The 25,445-nt window shown below is 60.2% G+C and carries 25 protein-coding genes; 14 read left to right on the top strand and 11 right to left on the bottom strand.

Features of this window, described 5'->3' with window-relative positions; genetic code table 11:
- The first annotated feature begins 63 nt into the window (after positions 1-63).
- Positions 64-1,446, top strand: coding sequence for a sensor histidine kinase KdpD (locus tag ACAM27_RS04580; RefSeq protein WP_223268814.1), 1,383 nt, complete (start codon positions 64-66; stop codon positions 1,444-1,446).
- Here the strand turns inward: ACAM27_RS04580 and ACAM27_RS04575 are convergent.
- Positions 1,379-2,038 (bottom strand): response regulator transcription factor, encoded by a 660-nt coding sequence (locus tag ACAM27_RS04575; protein WP_014422776.1) that lies wholly within the window; start codon positions 2,036-2,038, stop codon positions 1,379-1,381. The two genes, ACAM27_RS04580 and ACAM27_RS04575, sit on opposite strands and share 68 nt — an antisense overlap.
- 206 nt (positions 2,039-2,244) lie before the next feature.
- Between ACAM27_RS04575 and ACAM27_RS04570 the strand changes: the two genes are divergently transcribed.
- The 3 genes from ACAM27_RS04570 to ACAM27_RS04560 all read left to right on the top strand — a co-directional run bounded on the left by ACAM27_RS04570 (position 2,245) and on the right by ACAM27_RS04560 (position 5,861).
- Complete coding sequence (locus tag ACAM27_RS04570; protein ID WP_226538119.1) at positions 2,245-3,564, top strand: substrate-binding domain-containing protein; 1,320 nt, start codon at positions 2,245-2,247, stop codon at positions 3,562-3,564.
- A 124-nt stretch (positions 3,565-3,688) separates the two neighbouring features.
- Positions 3,689-4,984, top strand: coding sequence for a pyridoxal phosphate-dependent aminotransferase (locus ACAM27_RS04565; protein WP_369612622.1), 1,296 nt, complete (start codon positions 3,689-3,691; stop codon positions 4,982-4,984).
- 52 nt (positions 4,985-5,036) lie between these two features.
- Entirely contained in the window at positions 5,037-5,861 is an 825-nt protein-coding gene (locus tag ACAM27_RS04560; RefSeq protein ID WP_014422779.1) for an inositol monophosphatase family protein, read from the top strand.
- A 165-nt stretch (positions 5,862-6,026) separates the two neighbouring features.
- Here the strand turns inward: ACAM27_RS04560 and slmA are convergent, their stop codons facing one another.
- The 9 genes from slmA to ACAM27_RS04515 form a co-directional block, all read right to left on the bottom strand.
- Positions 6,027-6,614: a nucleoid occlusion factor SlmA gene (gene slmA / locus ACAM27_RS04555; protein ID WP_014422780.1), complete on the bottom strand. Its 588-nt coding sequence runs from the start codon at positions 6,612-6,614 to the stop codon at positions 6,027-6,029.
- A 69-nt stretch (positions 6,615-6,683) separates the two neighbouring features.
- Positions 6,684-7,493 carry a thiazole synthase gene (locus ACAM27_RS04550; protein ID WP_014422781.1) on the bottom strand — a complete coding sequence of 270 codons (810 nt, stop codon included), beginning with the start codon at positions 7,491-7,493 and terminating at the stop codon, positions 6,684-6,686.
- Between the two features lie 59 nt (positions 7,494-7,552).
- On the bottom strand, positions 7,553-7,753 hold the full coding sequence (gene thiS, locus ACAM27_RS04545; protein WP_041655650.1) for a sulfur carrier protein ThiS: 201 nt from the start codon (positions 7,751-7,753) through the stop codon (positions 7,553-7,555).
- 17 nt (positions 7,754-7,770) lie between these two features.
- Entirely contained in the window at positions 7,771-8,169 is a 399-nt protein-coding gene (locus ACAM27_RS04540; RefSeq protein WP_014422783.1) for a DUF423 domain-containing protein, read from the bottom strand.
- Positions 8,156-8,959 (bottom strand): symmetrical bis(5'-nucleosyl)-tetraphosphatase, encoded by an 804-nt coding sequence (locus ACAM27_RS04535; protein WP_222198241.1) that lies wholly within the window; start codon positions 8,957-8,959, stop codon positions 8,156-8,158. The genes ACAM27_RS04540 and ACAM27_RS04535 overlap by 14 nt, the downstream gene beginning before the upstream one ends.
- A complete protein-coding gene (rsmA, locus tag ACAM27_RS04530) occupies positions 8,952-9,782 on the bottom strand; it encodes a 16S rRNA (adenine(1518)-N(6)/adenine(1519)-N(6))-dimethyltransferase RsmA (RefSeq protein WP_011786918.1) in 831 nt (276 codons plus the stop codon). Before rsmA ends, ACAM27_RS04535 begins: the two co-directional genes overlap by 8 nt.
- Positions 9,779-10,789, bottom strand: a complete 1,011-nt coding sequence (gene pdxA, locus ACAM27_RS04525) for a 4-hydroxythreonine-4-phosphate dehydrogenase PdxA (RefSeq protein WP_222534028.1) — start codon at positions 10,787-10,789, stop codon at positions 9,779-9,781. The genes rsmA and pdxA overlap by 4 nt, the downstream gene beginning before the upstream one ends.
- Positions 10,786-12,129 (bottom strand): peptidylprolyl isomerase, encoded by a 1,344-nt coding sequence (locus ACAM27_RS04520; RefSeq protein ID WP_011786920.1) that lies wholly within the window; start codon positions 12,127-12,129, stop codon positions 10,786-10,788. The genes pdxA and ACAM27_RS04520 overlap by 4 nt, the downstream gene beginning before the upstream one ends.
- A 62-nt stretch (positions 12,130-12,191) precedes the next feature.
- Positions 12,192-14,525, bottom strand: a complete 2,334-nt coding sequence (locus ACAM27_RS04515) for an LPS-assembly protein LptD (RefSeq protein ID WP_222534074.1) — start codon at positions 14,523-14,525, stop codon at positions 12,192-12,194.
- A 238-nt stretch (positions 14,526-14,763) separates the two neighbouring features.
- Here ACAM27_RS04515 and ACAM27_RS04510 point away from each other — a divergent pair, with 238 nt between their 5' ends.
- The 3 genes from ACAM27_RS04510 to ACAM27_RS04500 are packed head-to-tail and all read left to right on the top strand — an operon-like array spanning position 14,764 to position 17,245.
- Positions 14,764-15,804 (top strand): aminoglycoside phosphotransferase family protein, encoded by a 1,041-nt coding sequence (locus ACAM27_RS04510; protein ID WP_014422789.1) that lies wholly within the window; start codon positions 14,764-14,766, stop codon positions 15,802-15,804.
- Positions 15,805-15,806: 2 nt separating this feature from the next.
- Positions 15,807-16,493 carry an N-acetylmuramate alpha-1-phosphate uridylyltransferase MurU gene (gene murU / locus ACAM27_RS04505; RefSeq protein WP_222534029.1) on the top strand — a complete coding sequence of 229 codons (687 nt, stop codon included), beginning with the start codon at positions 15,807-15,809 and terminating at the stop codon, positions 16,491-16,493.
- Positions 16,490-17,245, top strand: a complete 756-nt coding sequence (locus ACAM27_RS04500; protein ID WP_011786924.1) for a DnaJ domain-containing protein — start codon at positions 16,490-16,492, stop codon at positions 17,243-17,245. The genes murU and ACAM27_RS04500 overlap by 4 nt, the downstream gene beginning before the upstream one ends.
- Here ACAM27_RS04500 and ACAM27_RS04495 read toward each other — a convergent pair.
- On the bottom strand, positions 17,242-18,207 hold the full coding sequence (locus ACAM27_RS04495) for a DUF3530 family protein (RefSeq protein WP_369612621.1): 966 nt from the start codon (positions 18,205-18,207) through the stop codon (positions 17,242-17,244). The two genes, ACAM27_RS04500 and ACAM27_RS04495, sit on opposite strands and share 4 nt — an antisense overlap.
- Positions 18,208-18,305: 98 nt before the next feature.
- On the opposite strand from ACAM27_RS04495, the gene rpe reads away from it, so the two are divergent.
- The 7 genes from rpe to ACAM27_RS04460 all read left to right on the top strand — a co-directional run bounded on the left by rpe (position 18,306) and on the right by ACAM27_RS04460 (position 25,414).
- Complete coding sequence (rpe, locus tag ACAM27_RS04490; protein WP_011786926.1) at positions 18,306-18,992, top strand: ribulose-phosphate 3-epimerase; 687 nt, start codon at positions 18,306-18,308, stop codon at positions 18,990-18,992.
- Positions 18,989-19,678, top strand: a complete 690-nt coding sequence (locus ACAM27_RS04485; protein ID WP_369612620.1) for a phosphoglycolate phosphatase — start codon at positions 18,989-18,991, stop codon at positions 19,676-19,678. Before rpe ends, ACAM27_RS04485 begins: the two co-directional genes overlap by 4 nt.
- A gap of 236 nt (positions 19,679-19,914) precedes the next feature.
- Positions 19,915-21,402 carry an anthranilate synthase component I gene (gene trpE / locus ACAM27_RS04480; protein WP_011786928.1) on the top strand — a complete coding sequence of 496 codons (1,488 nt, stop codon included), beginning with the start codon at positions 19,915-19,917 and terminating at the stop codon, positions 21,400-21,402.
- A 16-nt stretch (positions 21,403-21,418) separates the two neighbouring features.
- Complete coding sequence (locus ACAM27_RS04475) at positions 21,419-21,997, top strand: aminodeoxychorismate/anthranilate synthase component II (RefSeq protein WP_153740216.1); 579 nt, start codon at positions 21,419-21,421, stop codon at positions 21,995-21,997.
- An 18-nt stretch (positions 21,998-22,015) separates the two neighbouring features.
- Complete coding sequence (trpD, locus tag ACAM27_RS04470) at positions 22,016-23,044, top strand: anthranilate phosphoribosyltransferase (protein ID WP_278802742.1); 1,029 nt, start codon at positions 22,016-22,018, stop codon at positions 23,042-23,044.
- 162 nt (positions 23,045-23,206) lie between these two features.
- Positions 23,207-24,019, top strand: coding sequence for an indole-3-glycerol phosphate synthase TrpC (gene trpC, locus ACAM27_RS04465; RefSeq protein ID WP_222562245.1), 813 nt, complete (start codon positions 23,207-23,209; stop codon positions 24,017-24,019).
- A gap of 27 nt (positions 24,020-24,046) precedes the next feature.
- Positions 24,047-25,414 (top strand): MATE family efflux transporter, encoded by a 1,368-nt coding sequence (locus ACAM27_RS04460; RefSeq protein WP_222179571.1) that lies wholly within the window; start codon positions 24,047-24,049, stop codon positions 25,412-25,414.
- Positions 25,415-25,445: the final 31 nt, after the last annotated feature.

Here is a 25,445-nt window from a genome sequence, read left to right as displayed (position 1 = left end):
CTCCCGAAATCCGGAGCCAGAGCGTTCTAGAATCGGAGCTTGTGTTCCGTGGATATCCCGACCATGACGGCCGAACAAATCCAACAGCAACAGGCCAGAGGATTCCTGACCCTGCGTTTTGTGCCGGCACTGGAAGCCGACTACCGCAAAGCGCGTTCTGCGTTAATCCGCCAACGGGCGAGACTGGCATCTATCGCTGGTCTGCTGCTCTTTCTGGTGTACGCCCTGGTAGACCTGATGACCCTGCCAGCCGAGCTGGCCCGTCTCACGGCTGGAATAAGACTGGCCATTACCTGCCCGATCATCGCCCTGGTTCTCTGGCTGGCCCACCGGAAAACCCCCGACGACCACCACTTCGAGCGGCTGTACGTGTTTGCCTATATCGCCGGAGGCCTGAGCGTCATTGCCATTATCCTGGCCGCCCGCTGGCACAGCTACCCTCTGCCTTATGAGGGCATGATACTCATGCTGATGTTCGGATACTTTGCCATGGGACTGCCTTTTTTTTCCGCCTCGGTGGCCTCCTTTGTTCTGGTGTGGGCCTACCTGCTGGCAGAGCTCTGGGCCGGCAACCCTGCCACCGCCACCCTCACCAATCTGTTCTTTCTGATGACCGCAAATGTCATTGGTATGGTCGGCGCCTGGATCAGCGAGTACCGTCACCGTGCCCACTTTCTCGACCGCCAGCTCCTGGATCTGTTGCACCAGTCAGCCAGGGACGAGAGCCGTCGGAAAACCGAGCTGATCACTGCGGCCAGCCATGATCTGCGCCAACCCCTGAATGTCATCGACCTGACGCTGGAAACGCTGCAACCTGAACGCGAACACTCCGAGGTGATGAATCAGCTTCGTGATACCGTGGGTCAGCTCCGTAATCTGCTGGGAACGGTGTTCGACAGCGCCCGACTGAACGAGGGCATGATTCAGCCGGAGCTCCAGCCTGTGCAACTGAACCATACGTTGCAGGAGCTTGAAGATCTGCTGTCAGACACCTTGTCCCGTCGCGACATCCGCCTGGACATTGCCCCGGCCGAGCCCGGGCTGGCCTTGACCGCGGATCCCAGCTTGCTGTTGCGAGTATTGCAGAACCTCGTCATCAATGCCGCCGACCACAGTGGTGGCCAGCGCATTCAGGTCAACACGGTCACCACCGGGAACTGGGCCCGCATCCGGGTGTGCGATGACGGGCGTGGGCTGCCGGAAAGCCTGCACACACAGGTCTTCGACCCCTACATCCGTGCCGGTGCCAGCCACCAGGCGGGGCTCGGGCTGGGCCTGACCATCGTGCGCGAATTCTCCCGGCTCATGGGCGGGCAATGTGGAACCGAATCATCTTCGGGCCGGGGCGCGGTATTCTGGGTGGCACTGCCGATTGCTATTACAACCAGCCCAGGGCCCGGGCCCGGTTCACGCATTCAGTCCGATTGTGCACCCCCAGTTGGGTAAAGATCGCTTTCAGATGGGTTTTGACCGTGTGTTCGGTCAGGCCCAGGCTCTGGCAGATGCGTTTGTTGGGAAACCCCTGGGCGAGAAGCGTCAGCACTTCGAACTGACGCGGCGTTAACGGGGCTTCCGAAACCAGGGGCGCCATGCCCCCGGGGAAATAGCCCTGTCCCCGCCGTACCGATTGCATCATACGAACCAGCGCCGCGCGCCCGGCTGATTTGGCCAGAAACCCGGCCGCCCCGGCCGTTCGCACGGCCCTGACGGTGCTTTCGTCCTCACTGCTGGAGATAATCACCACCGGCGGGGTGTTCCGCAAGCCAGCCAGACGCGGCAACAGCGAAAGTCCGGCTTCTCCGTTAAGTGCCAGGTCAAGCAATACCAGATCGACCCCGGTGCCATGCACCAGTTGCTCGGCCGCGGCCTCCAGCGTGCCCACCGTGACCACCGAGAGAGCCAGTTCCTCCTGCCGGATCAGGCCCGCCAGCGCCTGCGCAAACAGGGCGTGGTCATCGACCAGCAAAACCTTCTCAAAGGCTGTGGTTCGATGATGTTCTGCCGAAGATGAGCCATGCCGGAGCGATGTCACATGCATGATGGTGCCCCGCTGTGTTTGTTTTTGTTACTGCGGACACCCCACTATAATCCAGCAAGCCCGGCGCCTCAGCGGCCTGCTTAACACTTTCTTACAAAAGTATTGAACCTTTCGCGCCATCTGATCTCGCCTGAAACATAAATGTCATATTTCTGAAGCATCCTTCCGGCATCACAACCATATGATCTGAAAAGGTTTTCAACACGATGCCTGATTTCACAAGGAAGACCGCCGGCCACTGGCTGGCAATGCTTGCAAGCGCCAGTCTCTGCGCCAGCGCCTACGCCCATGAGCTGGAAATTCACGGCTCCAACACCGTCGGCGCCACACTGGCACCCATGCTGGTAAGCGGCTATCTGGCACAGCAGGGTAATGGGTCGGTCAGTCGCCGGGCCACGGGCACCGAGAACGAGCAGATTCTGCTGACCGAGACCGAACAGGGTTCCATCAGTGTTCTGGTGGCCGCCCACGGCTCCAGCACCGGCTTCCGCACCCTGGCCAGCGGTCAGGCGCAGATCTGGGCATCCTCCCGGCCGGTCAAAGCCGCTGAGGCGGAACAGGTTCGCCAGAAGGCCGACCTGACAGCCCTGGAGAGTGAACATGTCATCGCTATTGATGGCCTTGCCGTACTGGTGCACCCCGACAACCCTGTCAATGCCATGAGTATCGATACGCTCGGGCGCATTTTCGCTGGCCAGATTCGTAACTGGTCGGAACTTGGCGGGCCGGACCGGCCAATACGGCTCTACGCCCGGGATGATCGTTCTGGCACCTGGGATACCTTTAAATCCCTGGTTCTGGGTAAAGGCTACCGCCTGGACGAATCCGCCAAACGCTACGAATCCAACGACCAGCTGTCCGATGACGTGTCCCGCGATCCCGGTGGTATCGGCTTCTCCGGCCTGGCCTCGGTGCGCAACAGCAAACTGCTGGCGATTTCCGAGGGCAATGCCCCGGCCCTGAAACCGAATCAGCTCACGGTTGCCAGCGAAGACTATCCGTTGTCCCGCCGACTGTTCATGTACACCATGGGGGAGAAAACGCCGGTCTTTGCCAAAGGCTTGATCAACTACGCCCTGGATGAGGACGGCCAGAACCTGGTGGCCGAATCCGGGTTCATTTCCCAGAATCCGATCGCGGTAAAACCGGAATTCGACACCTCCGTACCAGAGAGCTTCCGGCGACTGACCAGCAATTACCAGCGCCTGACCGTCAATTTCCGCTTTGCCGAAGGCCGCACCAAGCTCGACAACAAGGCCCAGCGGGATCTGCTACGGGTGAAGCATTACCTGCGACAGCATAATCGCGACGCCAGTGATCTGCTGTTGATCGGTTTTGCAGATGCACAGAGTCACGAACTTCGGGCCCAGATGATTTCCGAGCTGAGAGCGTTGTCGGTGCGCAAGGCACTGGGCCAGGCAGGTGTGGCGAACGTTGCCTACACAGGTTATGGCCACTACATGCCCGTTGGCGGCAAGGGAAACCTGCGCAATGGCCGGGTAGAAGTCTGGATCAAGAACCCCTGACCAGCCGGGGATTCGACCAAAGTCTGCCTGCAGACTTCGGCAATCCCCTATCCGCACCCCCATCACAGATATGTTTGGGTTTCCTATACTGCCGTTGTCACCCTCCAACCAACAGACCGGGACAATGGACATCAAAAACGACCACCGTTACGCGATTAACCTGAACGTACGGGGCATCCAGCCCTCCGCAACCCTGCGCATCAACGAGCTCAGTAACCAGCTCCGTTCCGAAGGCAAGGACATCACCAAACTGGGGCTGGGGCAGTCGCCGTTCCCGGTACCGGATCGCGTGGTCGACGCCCTCAAGGAGCACGCCCACGAAAAAGATTATCTGCCGGTCAAAGGTCTGAAGGGCCTGCGTGAAGCCATCGCCGGCTACATCAACCGCAGCGAGCGCATGCGCTGTACCTGGGAAGACGTGCTGATCGGCCCGGGCTCCAAAGAGCTGCTGTTCATGCTGCAGCTGGCCTACTACGGCGACCTGCTGATACCGCGCCCGAGCTGGGTGTCTTATGCGCCCCAGGCCCGCATCATCGGCCGTTCGGTACACTGGCTGCCGACCCACGCCGAGAACAATTGGCAGCTGACCGCCGAGGAACTGGACATCATCTGCCGGGACGACCCGTCACGCCCGCGTATCCTGATTCTCAACTATCCGTCCAACCCGACCGGATGCACCTACACCGACGATCAGCTGCTGGCCATCGCCAACGTGGCCCGCAAGTACAAGCTGATCCTGCTCTCAGACGAGATCTACGGAGAAGTTCACTTTGAGGGCAAGCACAAGTCCATTGCCCGCTACTACCCGGAAGGCACCATCATCAGCACCGGCCTGTCCAAGTGGGCCGGCGCCGGCGGCTGGCGCCTGGGTACCTTTATCTTCCCGCCCGAGCTGAGGCCACTGCAGGACGCCATGGCGATCATCGCCAGCGAAACCTACACGGCGACCAGCGCCCCCATCCAGCACGCTGCCATTGCTGCTTTCAATGGTGGTGAGGATATTGAGGAATATCTGGTTCAGTCGCGCCGGGTGCTGAAAGTGGTGGGTGAATACATGCATCGCCGTCTGACCGACATGGGCGCTGTGGTTCAGAAGCCCGAAGGTGCGTTCTACCTGTTCCCGGACTTCTCCGGTTTCCGCGACCAATTGGCCCGCAAGGACATCAAGACTTCCCAGGCCTTCTGCACCGCCCTGCTGGAGAATACCGGCGTCGCCATCCTACCCTCCAGTGATTTCGGCTTCGTACCGGATCACCTGGGCGCCCGCCTGGCGTTTGTCGATTTCGACGGTGCCGCGGCCCTGAACCTGGCCGGTGGCGATTACGCCGACCAGGAGCTGGATGACAGCTATATCCAGCAGGCCTGCCCAAGACTGGTGCTGGCCATGGATAAAATGGAGAAGTGGCTGAAGAGCCTGTAAGCCTGCCGTGCTAGACTGGCACCCTCACAGTTTCAGAAACCGCGGGGGTGCCATGTCTGACTCAGTTTCTCTCCAGGAAATCGCCGATTTCACCGAAGCCCTGGCCCGCGAAGCCGGCGAATTGATCCGCCACGAGCGGGAAGAAAACACCCTGCGCACCGACTACAAACACCAGACCGAACTGGTCACCCACGCCGACGTGATGGCCGACGAATTCATCACCGGCACCATCCGCGAACGCTTCCCCCACCACCGCATCCTCTCCGAGGAAACCATGCCGGATCTGTCCCAGGCGGAAGAGCTGGAAACGCCATTGTGGATAGTCGACCCCATCGACGGCACGGTGAACTACGCTTACGGCCATCCCCAGGTTGCGGTGTCCATTGCCTACGCCGAGAAGGGCAAAGTGCGGGTGGGCGTTGTGCACGCGCCGTTTCCCGGCGAGACCTTCCGGGCCACCGAGAGCGAAGGCGCAACCCTGAACAACCAGCCTATCCGCCACAGCGGCGCGACCGACCCCAGGCAATCGCTGTTCGCCACCGGTTTTCCGTACACCAAGGACAACCTGGAACCGCTGGTACGCCGCTTGGACGCCATGATTCACCAGTGCCGCGACCTGCGCCGGATCGGCTCAGCCGCTCTGGACATCTGCTGGGTGGCCTGTGGCCGGCTGGACATCTACTACGAAAACGTCAGCCCCTGGGACTTCGCCGCCGCCCGTCTGATCGCCAAAGAAGCTGGCGCTACGGTAGGCCATTTCGGGGAAGTTCCGGAGGGCTATCCGGCGGATCTCTATGGACGGGATATTCTCATCTCGGCGCCGGCCGTGTGGGCGCCAGTGCGCTCAATTCTGCGGACTGCTTCCGGATACGAGTAAGGTTGGATAATATCGCCAACACCTAGCCTGATATTTTGGAGTTAGGCATGGGCTGGGATGGCCGGAGAGAAGCGCACATGGATGTGCTTGTAGCGGTTCTGCGAAGGTAAACCCCAGTCACAACAGGCAGTCCACTGGAAGGCTAGGTGAACGAAACTCCACGGCTCAACCCCAGACCGCCTCAGACACCAGCCCCCAGGCCTCGTCGAAATCACTCGTCGGCAAGCGCGAAAACGAAGAGCGCACAAAGCGCTGAATCCGGCCTTCCACGAACACCATGACAAAGTCCGCACCACGGGCCGCCGTGGTTCTGGGCCGCAGGCCCTGACGGATTTCACCTTCTTTCAGGGCCTGGCGAATCTGGGTTTCCAGCCGCTCGAAAAACTGGGATGCCCGCTTTCTCAGGGATTCATCCTCCCCCATCAGCGCATCGCCAGTCAGCACACAGCACAGGCCCGGATTACGCTCGGCAAACACCAGCACCAGATGCGACAGCTGCTGCAGGCGCACGCGCACATCCTCCTGTTCCTGCAGAATCACCTGGCAACGGGAAAAAACCGCCTCCTCGGCAAATTCGATCAGCGCCTCAAACATTTTGCGCTTGCTGGGAAAATGCCGGTACAAGGCCGCTTCGGTAACGCCCACGGTTTTGGCCAGGCCAGCCGTGGTGATTCGGGCACCGGGATCGCTTTGCAACAGCTCGACTAGCGCCTGGAGAATAGACTCCCGGCGACTGGGTTTCTGGTTGGTCATGACAGGACTACAGCGCTCTGAAATTCTGGTTTTGGTTTTATATGCCCTCCCCGGCAAGGGAGGGACTTTTCAGAAAAAAGTGCCGTCGATCGGTGACGAGGCACTGGCATACAGTTTCTTGGGCATACGGCCGGCGAGGTAGGCTTCACGGCCGGATTCGATGGCCAGACGCATGGCATTGGCCATTCTGATCGGGTCTTTGGCCTGGGCGATCGCGGTGTTCATCAGCACGCCGTCACAGCCCAGCTCCATGGCAATGGTAGCGTCTGAGGCCGTACCGACGCCCGCATCCACCAGCACCGGCACCTTGGCGTTCTCGACAATCAGCCGGATGTTGTAGCGGTTCTGGATACCCAGGCCGGAGCCAATCGGCGCACCCAGAGGCATGATGGCCACGCAACCCATTTCTTCCAGGCGCATGGCCAGCAAAGGGTCGTCCGAGCAGTACACCATCACCTTGAAGCCATCCTCGATCAGCTCTTCAGCCGCGAGCAGGGTTTCCGGCATGTTGGGGTACAGGGTCTTGTGTTCGCCCAGCACTTCCAGTTTGACCAGATCGTGGCCATCCAGCAGCTCCCGGGCCAGCTTGCAGGTACGGACTGCATCTTTGGCGGTGTAGCAGCCGGCGGTATTGGGCAGGATGGTGTAGCTTTCCGGGGAAATCACGTCCAGCAGGTTGGGTTCATCCGGGTTCTGGCCCAGGTTGGTACGGCGTACCGCCACAGTCACGATCTCGGCGCCACTGGCCTCGATAGCATGACCGGTTTCCATCAGATCGTGATATTTGCCAGTGCCCACCAACAAGCGGGACTGGTACACCTTGCCGGCGATTTCCAGGGGTTTGTCTTCGGGGAGCTGAATCTCTGGTGTCTCTGTCATAACCTGCCTGAGTTATCTGGATAAAGTAAGAGCGGGAACCGCCTGGCTCTGATGAGGTATCAACCACCACCGATGGCGTGGACCACTTCCACCCGGTCACCTTCATTCAGGGTGAACTGCGGGTGCTGGCTGCGGGGTACAATGTCTTCGTTTACCTCCACCGCCAGGCGTTTCCCGGTCAGGGTGAGTTGTTCTATCAGGGCGGCAATGGTCGCTCCGCTTGGGAGTTCCATCGGCTCGCCATTCACCTGTACCAACATGGTTACCATTGCCTCCGTTACTTCTTCAGGGCTGCGACAATCAGCAACACCCAGCCCACCATAAAGCAGACGCCGCCCACCGGTGTCACCGGACCCAGCCAGTGGATTCCTGTCAGAACCAGCAGGTAGAGACTGCCACTGAACAGCAACATCCCGGCAAGCCAGAAGCCACAGGACAGGGTCAACAGCTTTCGCGGCAGGCCAAGCGCCGGCATCAGACTCGCGGCCACCAAAGCCAGGGCATGGTACATCTGGTAGCTGACAGCCGTCTGGAATACCTCAAGGCCGCGTTCGGATACCACATGGCGCAGGCCATGAGCACCGAAAGCGCCAGCCATAACGGCCAGCAGGCCGGCGACGGCGCCGGCGACAAGTGCCCAGCGTACAATCCGGGTTCCGGGGTCAGCCGCAGTCACAGTGGATTTTCTCTCCGGTATCGAGATTCATCATGGTCAGGGCGCCGCCCCATACACACCCGGTGTCCAGCCCGATAAACCGGTCGCTGCCGGTGTTGCCTTCCAGAGCAGCCCAGTGGCCAAACACCACTTTTACATCGTCCTGACGGGGATAGGTAAACCAGGGGGCATAGCCCTCAGGCGCCTGATCGGCCGACTCTTTGGTAGCCAGTTCCAGGCGGCCGTCGCTGGCAATAAAACGCATGCGGGTAAAATAATTGGTAATCACTCGCCAGCGATCCATACCGGTGAGGGTATCACACCAGGTTTCAGGCTGATTGCCATACATTTGGCTGAAATATTCGCTCGCCTGGTCGTCCCGGATCACGGCTTCCACTTCCCGGGCACAGGCCACGGCCTGCTCCACACTCCAGATGTGCGGCAGACCGGCATGGGCCATCACCAGGTTTCGGCCGGCGTCGTGCACGCACAGATGCTGCTGGCGCAGCCACTGGATCAGCCGGTCGTGATCCGGTGCGTCCAGAATGTCATGCAACGTATCCTTGCGCTTCGGGCTGTGGCCGCCAAGCGCGACCGCCAGCAGATGCAGGTCGTGGTTGCCCAGTACCACAACGGCGGCATCGCCCAGGCTTTCGATGTAGCGCAGGGTTTCCAGTGATGACGGGCCGCGGTTAATCAGATCACCGGCCACCCAGAGCCGGTCACGGGACGGCGAAAAATCAACCTTCGCCAGCACATCCCGCAGGCGATCGTAGCAACCCTGAATATCGCCGATGGCGTAGTCAGTCATCACTTACCTCGTTGTCATCTGCCTGCAGCTTACCAGTGTCTGCCAGCAAATCCGCAATCCTGACATAGTCGGCCAGGCCCAGGTTTTCCGGGCGCAGGCCATCGTTGATTCCGAGGGACTGCAGCTGTTCTACGGTAACCATGGCCGCCAGCGCCTTGCGCAGGGTTTTTCGGCGGGCATTGAACGCGGTGCGTACCACTGCCTGCAGCGTTTTCAGGTCTTTCGCGGGGTACGGCAGTTCCTTGTGGGGCACCAGGCGGACAATGGCAGAGTCCACTTTCGGGGCCGGACGGAAGGCGCCAGGGCCTACTTCGAACAGCGGCTGCACCTTGCAGAAATACTGGGCCATGATACCCAGGCGGCCGTAATTGTTGTCGCCCGGTACCGCCGCCAGCCGCTGCACCACTTCCTTCTGCAACATGAAATGCATGTCCTGCACCACACCGCTCTGGGACAGCAGATGAAAGATCAGCGGGGTGGAGATGTTGTAAGGCAGGTTGCCGACAATGCGCAAAGGCCGGTCACTCACCAACTGGCTGAAATCGAAACTGAGGGCATCGGCCTCGTGAATCCGGAATTCCGGGTAGTTGAAGAACTTGGTGCGCAGCACCGGAATCAGGTCCCGGTCCAGTTCCACCACCTGCAAACGGGGATTGATGGCAAGGATTTCTTCGGTAATAGCCCCCAGACCGGGGCCGATTTCAACAATCGAGTCTTCCGGCTTGGGATTGATCGCGCGCACGATGCGTTCTATCACACCGGGATCATGCAGGAAGTTCTGGCCAAACCGTTTACGGGCCTGGTGCCCGTGTTTGTTGCTCATGAGAGTTCTCCGGCCCCTGTGGCTTTACGGCACTGGGCCATCTGCTCGCCCACACGGATAGCGGTATGCAGGCTGCCGGCATCGGCCTTGCCCGTGCCAGCCAGATCCAGGGCAGTGCCATGGTCAACCGAGGTACGGACAATGGGCAAGCCCAGGGTGATATTAACGGCCCGGCCAAAGCCCTGGAATTTCAGTACCGGCAGGCCCTGATCGTGATACATGGCCAATACCGCATCGGCATTGTCGAGCCAGTGCGGGGTGAACAGGGTGTCCGCCGGCAACGGCCCGGTCAGTTGAATTCCCTCGGCCCGCAGCTGTTCGAGGGTCGGCTCAATCACCTCAATTTCTTCCCGCCCCAGATGGCCCCCTTCACCGGCGTGGGGATTCAGGCCAGCCACCAGAATGCGCGGCTGATCAATACCAAAAAAGGCTTTCAGGTCCGCATTCAGAATGCGCGTCACCTGAATCAGCCGGTCCGGTGTAATGGCCGCAGAAACGTCTTTCAGGGGTAAGTGGGTGGTTACCAATGCCACCCGGAGTTCTTCCGTGGCCAGCATCATCACCACCCGTTCCACGCCACACAGCTCCTGCAGGAATTCGGTATGGCCACTGAAGACGATGCCGGCTTCGTTAATAACGCCCTTGTGCACAGGCGCGGTCACCATGCCGTCGAAATCGCCATTCAGGCAACCCCGGGCGGCGATGGTCAGGGTGTCCAGGACGTACTGACTGTTACCCTTATCAAGCCGGCCGGCCACCGCGGAACCACAACCTTCAACATGTCGTACCGATAAATGACCCGCCCGGGTTGCTGCCGCTACACCTGGCTGCCAGTCATGCAGCTCAATCTGGAGCCCGAGCTGACTGGCCCTGTCTCGTAGCAGTTCGCGGCTGGCAATCACCACCAGGCCGGCGTCCCGGCTCCCGGTTGCCAGTTGCAGGCACAGTTCCGGGCCGATGCCGGCCGGTTCGCCGGCAGTGAGTGCCAGGATCACCGGTGTGCTCATGACGGGTTTGCTTCCTCGCTCTCCGGGTTCATATCGGCATATTCACCCTTGAACTCAACAAAGGCTTCGTCCCGAATCTCACGCAGCCAGTTCTGCAATTCCAGCTCGAATTTCCGCATATAGATGGCCTGACGAGCCTGGGACTCGCGATTCTGTTCGGTCACGTCCTGGCGCCGGCGCTCCTCCACCTGCAGGATGTGCCAGCCAAACTGGGACCGGAAAGGCCCGAAATATTCGCCCACCTGCGCCTGATTCATGGCTTCTTCAAAAGCGGGCACCATCTGGCCCGGGCTTACCCAGCCAAGATTACCGCCGTCCGAGCCGGAGACCGGATCGTCCGAGCGTTCACGGGCCAGATCGGCAAAGTCGGCGCCATCCTGCAACTGCTGGTAGATCTCGCGAATGCGCTGCTCCGCCTGCACATCGGTCACCGCTTCGGAAGGCCGTACCAGGATATGCCGGACCCGGTGCTGCTGGATGAATTGCTGCTGCTCACCGCCGCGCTTGTCCATCACCATCACCAGATGAAAACCACTGTTGTTTTCCAGCACCTGCGAAGGCTCACCAACTTCCAGATCCGGTACCACCGGTGCGACCAGTGAGGGCAACTGGCTTTCAGATCGCCAGCCCATGTCGCCCCCTTCCAGGGCGTTGCTGGCATCGGATTCGGCAACCGCTACTTCCCGGAAGTCCCGACCGTTGGCAATCTGCTGGCGCAAGGCCTGTGCTGTCTCCCGGGCCTCATCCACCGACGCTTCGCTGGCCGGGTCGTCAACTTCGATAAAGATATAGGCCAGACGGTATTCGGCATCGGTACTGCCGTTGGCTTGCTGGGCCTGGAGATAGTTTTCCACTTCCCGGTCGGTAACGCGTACCCGGTTACCTACGCGACGCTGCTGCACCCGGCTGGTCAGCATTTCATTGCGGATCTGCTCCCGGGCCTGCTGATAGGTCACCCCTTCTTCCGCCAGCTGGCCTTCGAATTCGGCCAGGGTCATGCCGTTGCTGCGGGCAATATTGGCCAGGGTCTCGTTCAGCTCGTTGTCGCTGATGCGCATGCCCATCTGGTCGGCCATCTGCAGCTGCAGGGATTCCTGAATCAGTTGGTCCAGTACCCGCTGCTCAAGCAGTTCCCGGGGCGGCAGACCAGTGCCCTGCGCACTCAGGCGACCGACAATGGTATTGATACGGGCGTCCAGCTCACTCTGGAGGATCACCTCGTCATCCACGATCGCAACCACACGGTCCAGCAGTTTTCGTTCGGCCTGAGCAGTCACTGACAGCACCACCATGGCCAGTGTCAGCAGAATTGTCAGTCCGTGGCGGACAGTCGCCTTCATAATCACCTCTTGGTTTGTAAAATCGTGATCGCAGCCGGGTCGGCCTGCAGATTCGGGTTCGTTCAACGGCGCGGGTTTCCGAACCTCCGGCGCTCGCGCTCGTCGTAGCCGTAGATGGCGTCCGCGATGTTGTCGGATGCACCGCCACTGCCGCCCAGACCTTTCAGTTCAATCCGGAACAGCAAGCGGGTGTCCAGTTCTTCGTCATCAGTCAGGTAGTTCTGGTGCACCACCTGAAAACTCCAGCAGCAGTTGTTATATTCCAGACCGGCAAGGGTGCCCACGGTTCGGTCGAGCTGAGAATCCCAGACCCAGCGACCAATGGCACTGACCTGGTCCGTTACCGGAAAGACCGTTCCAATGTCGGTTTGTTCCAGCTCATCCGGCCGGCTGTAGGTATGTCCGAGTGTCGCCAGGTAACGATAATCCTCGGAGTGGAAAATCAGCTGGCTGCGGCCCTCTTCGGTTTTCCGGGTTTCGTGATCCCACAGCAGGGAAGAACGAAGCTCCAGATTGTCGATGGGGTTCAGCACCAACTCGCCCGCCAGCGGTGAGCGGCTCCGGTCGGATGCGCCCTCGCCAAACAGATCCACTTCACGATCTTCGAAATAGCGCACCTGGCCAACACTCACCCGAGCCCGCTCCGCCCCGGTCAGGAGGTCATTGAAACGACTGGTGAGCGCCACCGTCAACTGGTTGGCGTCACCGACCCGATCCCCGCCGGTAAACCGGTCCCGCCGGAACAGCTGGTCAAAGCGGAAACTGCGGATGCCGGTATCAAAATCCGGGATATAGTTCTGATCGGATTCGGCATCGGCCCAGGCGTAATACAGCCGGGGCTCCAGGGTCTGGTTGTAGGGTACGTCAAACAGGCTGGATCGACGATCAAAGTACAAACCATTGTCCCACTCGAACACCGGCACGGTGCGGTCAAAGCCGGCGTCACCCAGGGTGTAGTCATCCAGCTCGTAGCGGGTGTAGTCGAGGCTGACCGAGGGACGACTGAAGCCCCAGAGCGCCCTCATGGGCAACGCCAGTTCGGGAATCGCCCGTAACCGCTGGCCGTTGGCCTTGTCCAGGCCGGTAAGGTTCTCATTGTCCCGGTAGAACCAGGTGTATTGGCTTTCCAGGCTGGCCTCAAGCCAGCCGGCTTCCAGCGAGCCACCGTAGATCACTTCCGGCAACTGGGCATAGGGCTTATCAACGTCGGCAATACGGTCAGGGATGGTCTGGTAGCCGTTCAGGTACGTTTCAAAGTACTGATTGGCTCCGTAGTAACGAACACCACCCCGACGCTGAAGATGCGTCGCCTGGTCTATTTCGAGACTGCGATTCAGATCGCTCAGATAATCCTCATCTGAAATCACCGAGTAATCGCCGTAGCCGCTCCAGCCTCCGCCAAATGCCGCCCGGGTGGTGAAATCAAGAGCCCAGCGCTCGCCATTTTCACCCGGATTTTCATCCCGAAAAGCAGAATCATTGTCGATATACCCCAGCTGCAGCACCGATTCGCCATACTGACTGAGGTAGCGCCCCTCCAATTCCGTGAACAGGCCGCGACCGTGGATATACTGCGGTGTGAGGGTGGCATCATAATGGGGCGCCAGATTCAGATAGTACGGCAAGGCCAGATAAGCCCCGCTACCAGCGCTGGACGAGCCAAACTGGGGATACAGGAAACCGGTCTTGCGGCGGTCATCAATCGGGAAGGTAATGTAAGGCCAGTAGAATACCGGCGCATCCAACACTTCCAGCCGCACGTGCCGTGCAGTACCAAAACCTTCCGCCTGATCCAGCTCGATGTCCGATGCCACAATCGACCAGTCGTTCTGGCCCGGACCACAGGTAGTGATCATGCCATCGGAGATAACCACCTGGCTTTCACTGACCCTGGACAGGGATGAGGCCTCGCCCCTGAGTTCCGACTCGTGCAGGAGAAACGTGGCCGTGTTGATATCCAGTTGCCCGGACTGGGTAGAATAGTTCGCGTCCTGCCCGGTCAGCAGAAAGCCTTCACCCCGGCTGACCAGCGGTCCTTGCAGTTGCAATTCGCCGGACTGCTGGTTGTACCGTGCCTCCGCGCCGGTCGCCTGGAACGGACCCTGGCGCAGGCGCACATCACCCTGCAGGTAGAGTTCGCTATCCAGTTCATAGCGGGCGTTCAGGGCACTGGCTTCCAGTGGCATGGAACCCTCAATGCCCTCGCCCGGCACCACGGCGCCATCGCCGCCAACCGTGCCAGGCAGATAACCTCCCTCGCAGAATACCGGCAGCCGACCGGCCACCTCTGGCGGCAATTCACTGCGCGGGCGCCAGTCAATCTCAGCGGCGCTGGGGCTGCTACCCGCCCCCTCGGCACGTACACCACTCGCTGCCAATGCCACGATGACGGCCAGGCTTGAAAGCCGGAACCTGGCGCACAACAGGGAAGAGCAATGGCTGGGCACGTTGACGAAATTCCTGTTCCATTTGAATGATGGCTGGGCGTAAGGGCACCTAGTTTACACGCGCCCTCAAGGCTTGTTAACGGAAAGCCCGCTGCAATTCCGTTTTACCCTCTTTATACTCCGGTGCAGAGAGTGCCCGGTTAACGCGCCGGCCATCATCCACCGATCCAGGAATGCTGATCTGACCATGGATAACCGTTTGCAGTTGCTGACCCGCTGGGTCAGGCAAATTCCCGGCTTCTCGGCCGCCAGCCCGACACCGGTTTCCGGCGACGCCAGTTTTCGACGGTACTTCCGGGTCTGGAAAGACGTGCCGGGCGGGCAACCCGCCCCCTTCATTGTGATGGATGCTCCACCGGAGCACGAGGACTGCGTTCCGTTTGTGGCCATCGCCCGGCACTGGCATCAACACGGTATCGCCGTGCCCGCCATTGCCGCCGAGGATCTTGAGCAGGGTTTTCTGTTACTGGAAGACCTGGGCGATCTGCTGATGTTAACGGCCCTGGAACAGGGCGATGTGGACACCCTGTATCGGGCCGCGCTGGACGAACTGGCGCGTATTGCCGGGCTGGACGACCCGGCAGACTACCCACTGCCCGCCTATGACCAAGCCCTGCTCGACCGGGAGATGGCGCTATTCCCGGACTGGCTGCTGGAAAAACACCTGGGGCTGGAACTCGACAACCAGGAACGGGCGCTGCTGGACACCGCCTTCGGCCTGCTCCGGGAGAGTGCCCTGGCGCAGCCGGAAGTCACCGTGCACCGCGATTACCACTCCCGCAATCTTCTGGTCCGTGATAGCCAGACGGTTCCCGGCGTGATCGATTTTCAGGATGCCGTACGCGGCCCCATCACCTATGATGCCGTCTCCCTGCTCAAAGACTGCTACGTGCGCTGGCCGGAACAGCGACTGGCAAGCTGGCTGGAGCATTTTCGTAACGCCAGCCAGCAGGCCGGCTTGCACCGCGCTGATGCAGATACTTTCCGGCAGTGGTTTGAGCTCATGGGCATGCAGCGCCATCTGAAAGCCGCCGGCATTTTTGCCCGCCTCGCCATTCGCGACGGCAAGACCGGCTACCTGGCTGACATTCCCCGCACCGTCAGTTATCTGCGAGATGCCAGCGCCCGGCAACCAGCCTTCCGGCATTTTCACGAGTGGCTCTGCAGCACCGTGATTCCGGCCATCGAACAGCGCATTGGCCCGCTGCCGGAGCCGGGAGTTCGCTGACCATGAAGGCTATGATTCTCTCCGCCGGCAAAGGCGAGCGTATGCGCCCGCTGACCCTGACCACCCCCAAGCCGTTGCTGTCAGCCGGGGGGCAGCCCCTGATCGTTCATCATATCGAGCGCCTGCGCGACGCCGGTTTCAGCGACATTGTGATCAACCATGCCTGGCTGGGGGAACAGATTGAAGCCCGGCTGGGGGATGGCGAGGCCTTTGGTGTCAGCATTCGCTACTCTGCAGAGGGTGAACCGCTGGAAACCGCCGGTGGCATCATCCGGGCCCTGCCTCTGCTGACCGACGCGGGCGACGACTGGTTCCTGGTGGTCAACGGTGACATCTGGAGCGATTTCGATTTCAGCCAGCTCCAGGCCCCGACCAATGCCGATGCCCTGCTGGTGATGGTTTCTAATCCACCCCACCACCCTGAGGGGGATTTTCATCTTCAGGACAACGGCTTTCTGAACCCTGACGGGACCGAAAAACTCACCTTCTCCGGTATCAGCGTGCTGCACCGGCGCCTGTTTGATGAACTGGACGATTCCGCCGGCAAACTTGGCCCTGTGCTGCGCAGGGCCATGGCCCGCAACCGGGTCACCGGCCTGCATCATAACGGCCAGTGGGTGGACGTCGGCACACCAGAACGATTGCAGAGCCTGGACCAGTGGCTGCACGAAAGGGCCCGGACATCATGAGGCAGAGCAATCCACCCGCCCTGCCGGCGAGAATGGAGTCGTCGTTCCAGGAACTGCTGCAGGAACTGTCCAGTTGCGGACATCAGGCCAGCACCCTGCTGGAGCGCGCGCGCCTGCCGCGCTGGTACCGCAAGCCACTGTTCTTTTTTCTGGGTTACATTGCCAAGGCCGATGGCCGGGTCCGGGAACCGGACATTCATTATGCCGAAGCCCTGATGAAAGCCCTGGCCCTGTCGGCCAGGCAACGCCGAAAAGCCATCGATCAGTTTCGCAAGGGCAAGGACACTGACCATCTGCCCCTGCGCCAGGGCCTGATACTGCGCCTGGCCTTGCTGCTGTGGCCGGCACCGGCCCTGAAAACCGCTATCTGCCTGTGCCATGGCGCACAAATCCTGGGCCAGCCCGGCAAGGCCCGGCGCTACCGCTGCGAAGACGCCATCAGCCATATGGGGTTGCCCGTTGTCATCAGCGATGACATTTTCGAAAGCTACGCCAGCAAAGTGTGGATTCGCACTGCCGCGCCGCCGCAAAAGCCGGCGACCTACGAGCAGGCTTGCCAGATTCTGGGCGTAACCCGGCGAGATTCGCTGGAGACCATCAAACGCGCTTACCGCAAACAGGTTTCCGCCTGCCACCCGGACAAACTGGCGCAACAGAAACTGGCGCCCTCGGAAGTGGCGATGGCAAAAGACCGGTTGTTACGTTATCAACAGGCCTGGGAACTGATTCGCCAGAGACATCGGGCACTTTAATCCCCGCTGGCCGACAGGTTTTTCAGCCAGGCACTGACCCGGCTGGCAACCCGCCTCGCATCTTCAGCCCGGAGTGGTCGATTGAGGGCCACGGGCTGACGGTCGTAACCGGCCACATCCGCGCGAGCAAACGCCGCCGCCCGCGCCCGGCCCTCTGCGCCGGAAGGCCCAGCGGAATCATGCAGATCCAGCACCGGCCATCCCTGTCCTCCGTTTCGCTCCTTCAACAACGAGGGCAAGGTAACGGCCTGCCGGGCCGGAAACCGGGGGGCCAGCCAGACCACCGCAGACACGGCAGCGGCGTCCGCCGCCCAGTCCGTGACATAGTCGGCAGACCAGCCCATGCCCAGCACGCCCACACGTTCATAGCCACGCTGCTGCAATACGGCTACCCCGGCGGACAGAATTGTACGAACCGAATTTCGAAAATCTGCGGTCAGGTCATCAAAAGGCGGTTCCTCAGCCACATCAATCATGACCGAATCCGATGTATTCCCGCCCTGATCCGGGTTCTGTCCGGCGTCATCATCCAGGCCAGGCGCCATGACATCCATGCGATGTCGCCGTATCGCCTCCGGCGGCAGCCCAAGGCCAACCGTCATCACCGCAAGACCCCGCTCCGCCAGCGCCACCCGCAACGATCCCAGCACACCCTCATCGGCCGTCTGGCCTTCGTCGGCCAGTATCAGTAAAGCCCCGGTTGCCGGCGTAACGTATTCGGGCAGGAACAGCCCCAGCGCCCGGCCTTCCTCGTCAAGATCCAGCCAGACAGCCTGCTCCGGGTAACGCCGTGCCAGCGCCCATTCGCCCAACCCCGTTGAAAAACCCGATCTTGACGCCGGATTAACCTTGGTCGCGGGTTCCGCTTCCTCACCCCCCTTCGCCTCATCCTGGGCCACAACGGCGTTCAGCCAGCCGCTGATCAAGAACAGACAGAGTAACCTGATTGCTTTCAACCCCATGAGCCAATGCACCTATCCCGCTGCGAAAATCACCGGCAAACTGATAGACTAGCAGGGTTGCCCAGAGGCTGATAATTCACCACACCGAGAGAGCCCCGATGAATCCATATCTGATTGCCCCATCCATCCTCTCCGCCGATTTCGCCCGCCTGGGAGAAGAAGTCGATAACGTTCTGGCTGCTGGTGCCGACGTGGTGCACTTCGATGTGATGGACAATCATTATGTGCCCAATCTCACCATTGGGCCCATGGTGTGCGAGGCCCTGCGCAAGCACGGCGTTACCGCCCCCATCGACGTGCACCTGATGGTGTCTCCGGTGGATGACCTGATCCGCATGTTTATTGACGCCGGCGCCAGCTACATCACCTTCCACCCGGAGGCCAGCAACCACATTGACCGTTCCCTGCAATTGATCCGCGACGGCGGCTGCAAGGCCGGGCTGGTGTTTAACCCCGCCACCCCGCTGAGCTACATGGACTACGTCATGGACAAGCTCGACATGGTGCTGCTGATGTCAGTGAACCCGGGCTTCGGTGGCCAGAAGTTCATCCCGGGCACCCTCGACAAGCTCAAGGAAGCCCGCAAGAAAATTGATGCCAGCAACTACAACATTCGCCTGGAAATCGATGGTGGTGTGAAAACCGACAACATCCGGGAAATCGCCGAGGCCGGCGCCGACACCTTCGTGGCCGGCTCTGCCATATTCAACACTCCGGATTACAAGGCCACCATCGATGCCATGCGAGAGGAACTTGAGCAGGCCCGCAAGGTGATCGGCGGATGAGCCTGAAAGGCCTGTTCAACGCCCGCTGGCCGGGAGTCGCCCTGTTTGATCTGGACGGCACGCTGGTAGACAGCGCACCGGATCTGGCCGCCGCCGTGGATCAGATGCTGGAGCACCTGGGGCGTAGCCCGGCAGGCCTGGACAAGGTGCGCACCTGGGTTGGCAACGGCGCCCAGATTCTGGTGCGCCGGGCCCTGGCCGGAAAAACCGATTGGGAACCCGCCACCGCTAAAGATGAGGCGCTGTTCAACGACGCCCTGACCATTTTCTATCATGCCTACGGCCAGCTGAATGGCCGGCATTCCGAGGTATTTCCCGGCGTCCATGACTGCCTGGACCACCTGAGGCAACTGGGCTGCCGGATGGCCGTGGTCACTAACAAACCTGACCAGTTTGTTCAGCCCCTGCTGGAAAAAACCGGTCTGGATCAGTGGTTCGACCTCTCGGTCGGTGGCGATACCCTGCCAGTGAAAAAACCGGACCCGGCGCCCTTGCTGCACGCCATGGAAAAACTGGGCGGCACACGGGGCACCACGGTGATGATCGGGGACTCCGAAGCTGACGTCAATGCAGCCCTGGCAGCAGGCATCCCCTGCGTCGCCGTCAGGTATGGCTATAACTTTGGCGGCTCCGTTGACAGTCTCGGTGCAGATGCTGTTGTTGATTCGCTGGCCGAGCTTTTGTAATCTCGCAAGGACGTTTTATTTTGAACACATCAATTCGGGAGATTCCTGCCGTGCAGGGACTGAATCTGACTGCAGCGCGAGGCATCCTGACAACCCGCGCAACACGATGGTGGCGATGGCGCACCGGCTGAGCAAGCCCCGGGGCTGATGGCGCATGCCTGCTTGCCCGCACCACCGGTCACAGCGGTGTAACACCGTTCTGACAAAACGCAGATCAGATTTCAGGAAACCGAACCATGACACCCGAGCAATTCCACGAGCTCGCTGAAGCCGGCTATAACCGTATCCCTGTGTACCGCGAAGTTCTGGCGGATCTCGACACTCCCCTCAGCACCTATCTGAAACTGGCCAGCGGGCCATACTCCTACCTGTTCGAATCGGTACAGGGTGGCGAGAAATGGGGTCGCTATTCAATCATTGGCTTACCCAGCCAGGAAGTTCTGAAAGTCTTCGACCACCGCATCGAAGTCAGCCGCAACGGCGAAGTGGTCGAACAGGCAGAGGTCGATGACCCTCTGGCTTTCGTGGACGACTACCAGAAGCGATTCAACGCCCCGGACCTGCCCGAACTGCCCCGGTTCAACGGTGGCCTGGTGGGCTATTTCGGCTACGACACCGTGCGCTACATCGAAAAGCGCCTGCGCAACAGCTGCCCGCCCGACCAGATCGGCACGCCGGATATTCTGTTGATGGTGTCCAATGAAATCGTGGTGTTCGACAACCTGCGCGGCAAGTTGCATCTGATTGTGCACGTGGACCCGTCTATTGAAGGCGCCTACGAAGCGGCGCAACGCCGCATCGACGAGCTGGAAAGCCAACTGCACCGCCAGACCGCCAACGCCCCCCGCACGCCGGAACATCTACGCGGCAAGGTGGTGGACGAGAGCGACTTTATTTCCGGCTTTACCCAGGACAGATTCGAAGCGGCGGTGGACAAGATCAAAGGCTACGTGCTGGATGGCGATGTCATGCAAACCGTCATTTCCCAGCGCATGTCGATTCCGTTCGAGGCACCACCCCTGAACCTCTACCGTTCGCTGCGCGTGCTCAACCCGTCACCGTATATGTACTTCCTGGATCTGGAAGACTTCCACATTGTCGGCTCATCTCCGGAAATCCTGGCGCGTGTGGAAGATGAGGAAGTCACCGTCCGGCCCATCGCCGGCACCCGCAAGCGTGGCGCCACCGATGCCGAGGACAAAGCCCTGGAAAAGGAACTCTTGGCCGACCCGAAAGAGATCGCCGAGCACCTGATGTTGATCGATCTGGGCCGCAACGACGCCGGCCGGGTGTCGGAAACCGGCACAGTGAAGCTGACCGACAAGATGATCGTGGAGCGCTATTCCCACGTGATGCACATTGTCTCTAACGTGACCGGTCGACTGAAAGAAAACACCAGCTGCCTGGACGTGCTGCGCGCCACCCTGCCCGCAGGCACCCTCAGCGGCGCGCCGAAAATCCGCGCCATGGAGATTATCGACGAGCTGGAACCGGTAAAGCGCGGTGTGTACGGCGGTGCGGTTGGCTATCTGTCGTTCAACGGCAACATGGACACCGCCATCGCCATCCGCACCGCGGTCATCAAGGACAATACTCTGCACATCCAGGCCGGCGCCGGCGTGGTGGCAGACTCCATTCCCCGCCTCGAATGGAAAGAAACCATGAACAAGGGCCGCGCAATTTTCCGTGCCGTGGCCATGACCTACAACGACTACGACCATTGAGGCGGAGGAACAGATTATGTTGCTGATGATCGATAACTACGATTCCTTCACCTACAACGTGGTGCAGTACCTGGCTGAGCTGGGTGCCGACGTACAGGTATACCGGAACGACGAAATCACCATTGAACAAATCGAAGCTCTGAACCCCGAGCGACTGGTGATTTCCCCGGGGCCCTGCACGCCCAACGAGGCGGGGATCTCCATGGACGCCATTCGTCATTTCGCCGGCAAACTGCCTATCCTGGGTATCTGCCTGGGCCACCAGTCCATCGGCCAGGTATACGGCGGCGACGTCATCCGGGCAGGCAAGGTAATGCATGGCAAAGTGTCAGCGGTATATCACAATGATGCAGGTGTGTTTCGCGGCCTGAACAACCCCTTGCAGGCTACCCGTTACCACAGCCTGGTGATCGACAAGAACACCCTGCCCGATTGCCTGGAAGTGACCGCCTGGACCCGCAACGACGACGGCTCCGTTGAAGAAATCATGGGCGTACGCCACAAGACCCTGCCCATCGAAGGCGTGCAGTTCCACCCCGAGTCGATCATGACCGAACAGGGCCATGAACTGCTGCGCAACTTCCTGAGAACATAACAAGAGGCCGACGACCCCATGGACATGAAACAAGCACTGAACCGCATCGCCTCCAACCTGGACCTGTCCCGGGACGAAATGAAGGATGTGATGCGTATTGTGATGAACGGCGAAGCCACCGACGCCCAGATCGGTGCCTTCCTGATGGGCCTGCGCCTGAAGAGCGAAACCATCGACGAAATCACCGGCGCCACCGAAGTGATGCGTGAACTGGCCACCAAGGTCAGCATCAACGCCAGCCCGCTGGTGGATATCGTCGGCACCGGGGGCGATGGTGCCAATCTGTTCAACGTCTCCTCGGCCTCTTCCTTTGTGGTGGCCGCAGCCGGCGGCTTCGTCGCCAAGCACGGCAACCGGGGCGTATCGTCCAAGAGCGGCAGCGCCGACCTGATCGAAAAGGCCGGCATCAACCTGGACATGAAGCCGGAGGAAGTGGCCCGCTGCGTCGAACAGATCGGCGTCGGCTTCATGTTTGCGCCGGCCCACCACGGCGCCATGAAACACGCCATCGGTCCGCGCCGGGAGCTGGGTTGCCGGACGATTTTTAATATTCTTGGCCCGATGACCAATCCGGCCGGCGTCACTCGCCAGCTTATCGGCGTGTTCACCAGGGAACTGTGCCGCCCGATGGCAGAAGTCATGCAGCGCCTGGGCGCAGAACACATCATGGTGGTCTGCTCGAAGGATGGCCTGGATGAAATCAGTCTGGCCACGGTCACTCATGTTGCCGAACTGAAAGATGGCGAAATCACCGAATACGACCTGACGCCGGAAGACCTGGGCATCAAGAGCCAGTCGCTGGTGGGCCTGACGGTGGATTCCTCCGACGAATCCCTGAAGCTGATCAAGGCCGCTTTCGGCCGCAACCACGACGAGACAACCGAAAAAGCCCGCGACATGATCGCGCTGAACGCCGGCGCGGCCATCTATGTCGCCGGCCTGGCCAAGACCGCCAAAGAAGGCGTCGACATGGCACTGGATGCCATGGGTTCCGGTTTGGCGGCTGGCAAGATGTCGGAGCTGGCTGATTTTTCTCAGTGCTTTTAATTCCGGCCTTTTTTTGATGGAGCCGGACGAGCTAGTGAGGGAGCCTTTCCAAAACACGCCCACGAGTACGTCCCTGTAGGGCTTGACTTCAGCCATCCATGGCTGAAGACAGTTTTGGAAAGGCTCCCTCACCAGCTCTCGCAAACTTTATACGGGCCAGCTATGACTGACAGACATTTGGATAAGACTCCCACCATCCTGCGTAAAATCGTTGATCGGAAATGGGAGGAAATTGATGAACGTAAGCCCAAGGTTTCGATTGCAGACTTGAAAGCCATGGCCGGCGATCAAGCTCCAGCGCGTGGATTCGCCAATGCCCTGCGCACCCGCATCGAAACTCAGCGGCCGGCGGTCATCGCCGAGATCAAGAAGGCCTCTCCCAGCAAAGGCATCCTGCGTGATCCGTTTGAACCGGCACGCATTGCCGAGAGCTACGAACAGGGCGGTGCAGCTTGCTTGTCAGTGCTGACTGACCGAGATTTCTTCCAGGGGCACGAAGACTACCTGAAAGCCGCCCGCGCGGCCTGCAGCCTGCCGGTGATCCGCAAGGACTTCATGGTGGCGCCCTATCAGGTGTATGAAAGCCGGGCCATTGGCGCCGACTGCATTCTGCTGATTGCCGCCTGCCTGACCAAAGACCAGATGCAGGAACTGGAGGGCATCGCCCACGAGATTGGCCTGGATGTGCTGGTGGAGGTGCATGATGGCGAGGAATTGGACGATGCACTTACCCTGAGCACGCCGCTGGTAGGCATCAACAACCGAAATCTGCACAATTTTGAGGTGTCGCTGGACACCACCTTTGAACTGCACCACCGGATTGCCGAAAACCGACTGACCATTACCGAGAGCGGGATCATGACCCGTTCAGATGTTGAGGCCATGACCAGCCGGGGCATTTACGGGTTTCTGGTGGGTGAGTCGTTCATGCGCGCGCCAGATCCGGGTGAGAAACTGCAGGAGCTGTTCGGCTGATTCACAGGATAAACGGGTGAGGCAAGTATGGACGCAGAGACCGGCAAGGATTCCGACAACCCGATACTGACCGGCCCCTTCTGGCCGGTTTTCTTCCGCTATGCCCTGCCTTCCGTGGCGGGGTTGCTGGCACTGACCACCGCCAATATCGTTGACGGCGTCTTCATTGGCAACTTCGCCGGCGCAGATGCCCTGGCGGCCCTGAACCTGCTGATTCCCTGGTTTACCCTGCTATTCGGCATGGCGCTGGCCCTGGCCATTGGCGGTACAGTTCGGGCTGGCCGCTATCTCGGCGAAGGCAGGACCGACGCCGCATCTGCCATCTTCAGCAAGTGCCTGATGGCCACTCTGGCCCTGGCTTTGACCGGCGCACTGGTGGGTTTTTTGTTCCATGATGGGATCTATCGTGTGCTGGGTGCTTCGCCCGACATCTACCCGCTGATGTCCGAGTATTTTCTGGTGATCATCTGGGTGCTGGTGGCCCAGCTTGTCACCATGGTGTTGTACTACTTCGTGCGGGTGGACGGCTTTCCGGGGCTGGCAACCATGGCCCTGGTCGCAGGAGCCGCCGCCAATATCCTGCTGGACGCCCTGCTGGTGGGCTATCTGGATCAAGGTTTGCGTGGCGCCGCCATCGCCACCGGCCTGGCCCAGGTACTGCAATTCGCGGTTCTGGCCCGTTACTTTCTCAAGCCGGAACGCAAGCTTCACTTCCAGCTTCAGCAAAAACACTGGCAGGAGATTCCCCAGGCGTTCGCCAATGGCGTTTCGGAGTGGATCAACGAGCTCTCGGTGGGGCTGGTTATGCTGTTGATCAACTGGCTGTTGATGACCACTCAGGGCGTGGCGGGGGTAGCCGCCTTTACCGTGGTGAATTATCTGATCTTCCTCAGCCTGATGGTGTTCTATGGTATTTCGGACGCCATGCACGTGCTGATCAGCCACAACCTGGGGGCCGGCAATGCCGAACGTATACGCCGTTTTATGGGCTGTGGGGCCACCGTCATTCTGAGCCTGGCACTGGCGCTGGTGGTCACGGTCTGGCTGTTTGGGAATCAGGTGGTCCGCCTGTTTCTGGACACCACGGCAGACCCGGCCACCGCAGCCCTGGCAGACCGTTTTCTGACCATCCTTTGGCCGCTGTTTCTGGTTAACGGCATCAACGTGCTGCTGTCGGTGTATCTGACGGCCATGCATAAAGCCCTGCCTTCAGCCCTTGTCGCCTTTTCCAGAAGCCTGGTGCTGCCCGCGTTGCTGCTGGTCGGCATTGCCCGCTTTGCGCCGGAATGGCCGCTACTGCTGGCACTGCCACTGGCGGAATGGCTCACCTTTGGCCTCGCAATAGCCCTGTTTTTACGCTTCCGGCCGCAGCGGGTGATCACCGCTCCCGGCTAATTGTAAAAAATGTAAAACCATTTCACATGCA

It is taken from the genome of Marinobacter sp. RI1 (assembly GCF_041155085.1).
Classification (GTDB): Bacteria; Pseudomonadota; Gammaproteobacteria; order Pseudomonadales; family Oleiphilaceae; genus Marinobacter; species Marinobacter nauticus.
Note: the sequence above shows the minus strand (reverse complement) of the source record. Positions and strands in the feature narration are given on the sequence as shown.

Coding starts and splice junctions, on each gene's coding strand:
- ACAM27_RS04560 (WP_014422779.1), top strand. CDS start 5,037: ATGTCTGACTCAGTTTCTCTCCAGGAAATCGCCGATTTCACCGAAGCC.
- trpD (WP_278802742.1), top strand. CDS start 22,016: ATGGACATGAAACAAGCACTGAACCGCATCGCCTCCAACCTGGACCTG.
- ACAM27_RS04485 (WP_369612620.1), top strand. CDS start 18,989: ATGAGCCTGAAAGGCCTGTTCAACGCCCGCTGGCCGGGAGTCGCCCTG.
- ACAM27_RS04475 (WP_153740216.1), top strand. CDS start 21,419: ATGTTGCTGATGATCGATAACTACGATTCCTTCACCTACAACGTGGTG.
- ACAM27_RS04570 (WP_226538119.1), top strand. CDS start 2,245: ATGCCTGATTTCACAAGGAAGACCGCCGGCCACTGGCTGGCAATGCTT.
- trpC (WP_222562245.1), top strand. CDS start 23,207: ATGACTGACAGACATTTGGATAAGACTCCCACCATCCTGCGTAAAATC.
- ACAM27_RS04535 (WP_222198241.1), bottom strand. CDS start 8,959: ATGACTGACTACGCCATCGGCGATATTCAGGGTTGCTACGATCGCCTG.
- thiS (WP_041655650.1), bottom strand. CDS start 7,753: ATGTTGGTACAGGTGAATGGCGAGCCGATGGAACTCCCAAGCGGAGCG.
- ACAM27_RS04575 (WP_014422776.1), bottom strand. CDS start 2,038: ATGCATGTGACATCGCTCCGGCATGGCTCATCTTCGGCAGAACATCAT.
- trpE (WP_011786928.1), top strand. CDS start 19,915: ATGACACCCGAGCAATTCCACGAGCTCGCTGAAGCCGGCTATAACCGT.
- ACAM27_RS04520 (WP_011786920.1), bottom strand. CDS start 12,129: ATGAAGGCGACTGTCCGCCACGGACTGACAATTCTGCTGACACTGGCC.
- ACAM27_RS04460 (WP_222179571.1), top strand. CDS start 24,047: ATGGACGCAGAGACCGGCAAGGATTCCGACAACCCGATACTGACCGGC.
- ACAM27_RS04510 (WP_014422789.1), top strand. CDS start 14,764: ATGGATAACCGTTTGCAGTTGCTGACCCGCTGGGTCAGGCAAATTCCC.
- rpe (WP_011786926.1), top strand. CDS start 18,306: ATGAATCCATATCTGATTGCCCCATCCATCCTCTCCGCCGATTTCGCC.
- slmA (WP_014422780.1), bottom strand. CDS start 6,614: ATGACCAACCAGAAACCCAGTCGCCGGGAGTCTATTCTCCAGGCGCTA.
- rsmA (WP_011786918.1), bottom strand. CDS start 9,782: ATGAGCAACAAACACGGGCACCAGGCCCGTAAACGGTTTGGCCAGAAC.
- pdxA (WP_222534028.1), bottom strand. CDS start 10,789: ATGAGCACACCGGTGATCCTGGCACTCACTGCCGGCGAACCGGCCGGC.
- ACAM27_RS04580 (WP_223268814.1), top strand. CDS start 64: ATGACGGCCGAACAAATCCAACAGCAACAGGCCAGAGGATTCCTGACC.
- murU (WP_222534029.1), top strand. CDS start 15,807: ATGAAGGCTATGATTCTCTCCGCCGGCAAAGGCGAGCGTATGCGCCCG.
- ACAM27_RS04550 (WP_014422781.1), bottom strand. CDS start 7,493: ATGACAGAGACACCAGAGATTCAGCTCCCCGAAGACAAACCCCTGGAA.
- ACAM27_RS04500 (WP_011786924.1), top strand. CDS start 16,490: ATGAGGCAGAGCAATCCACCCGCCCTGCCGGCGAGAATGGAGTCGTCG.
- ACAM27_RS04565 (WP_369612622.1), top strand. CDS start 3,689: ATGGACATCAAAAACGACCACCGTTACGCGATTAACCTGAACGTACGG.
- ACAM27_RS04495 (WP_369612621.1), bottom strand. CDS start 18,207: ATGGGGTTGAAAGCAATCAGGTTACTCTGTCTGTTCTTGATCAGCGGC.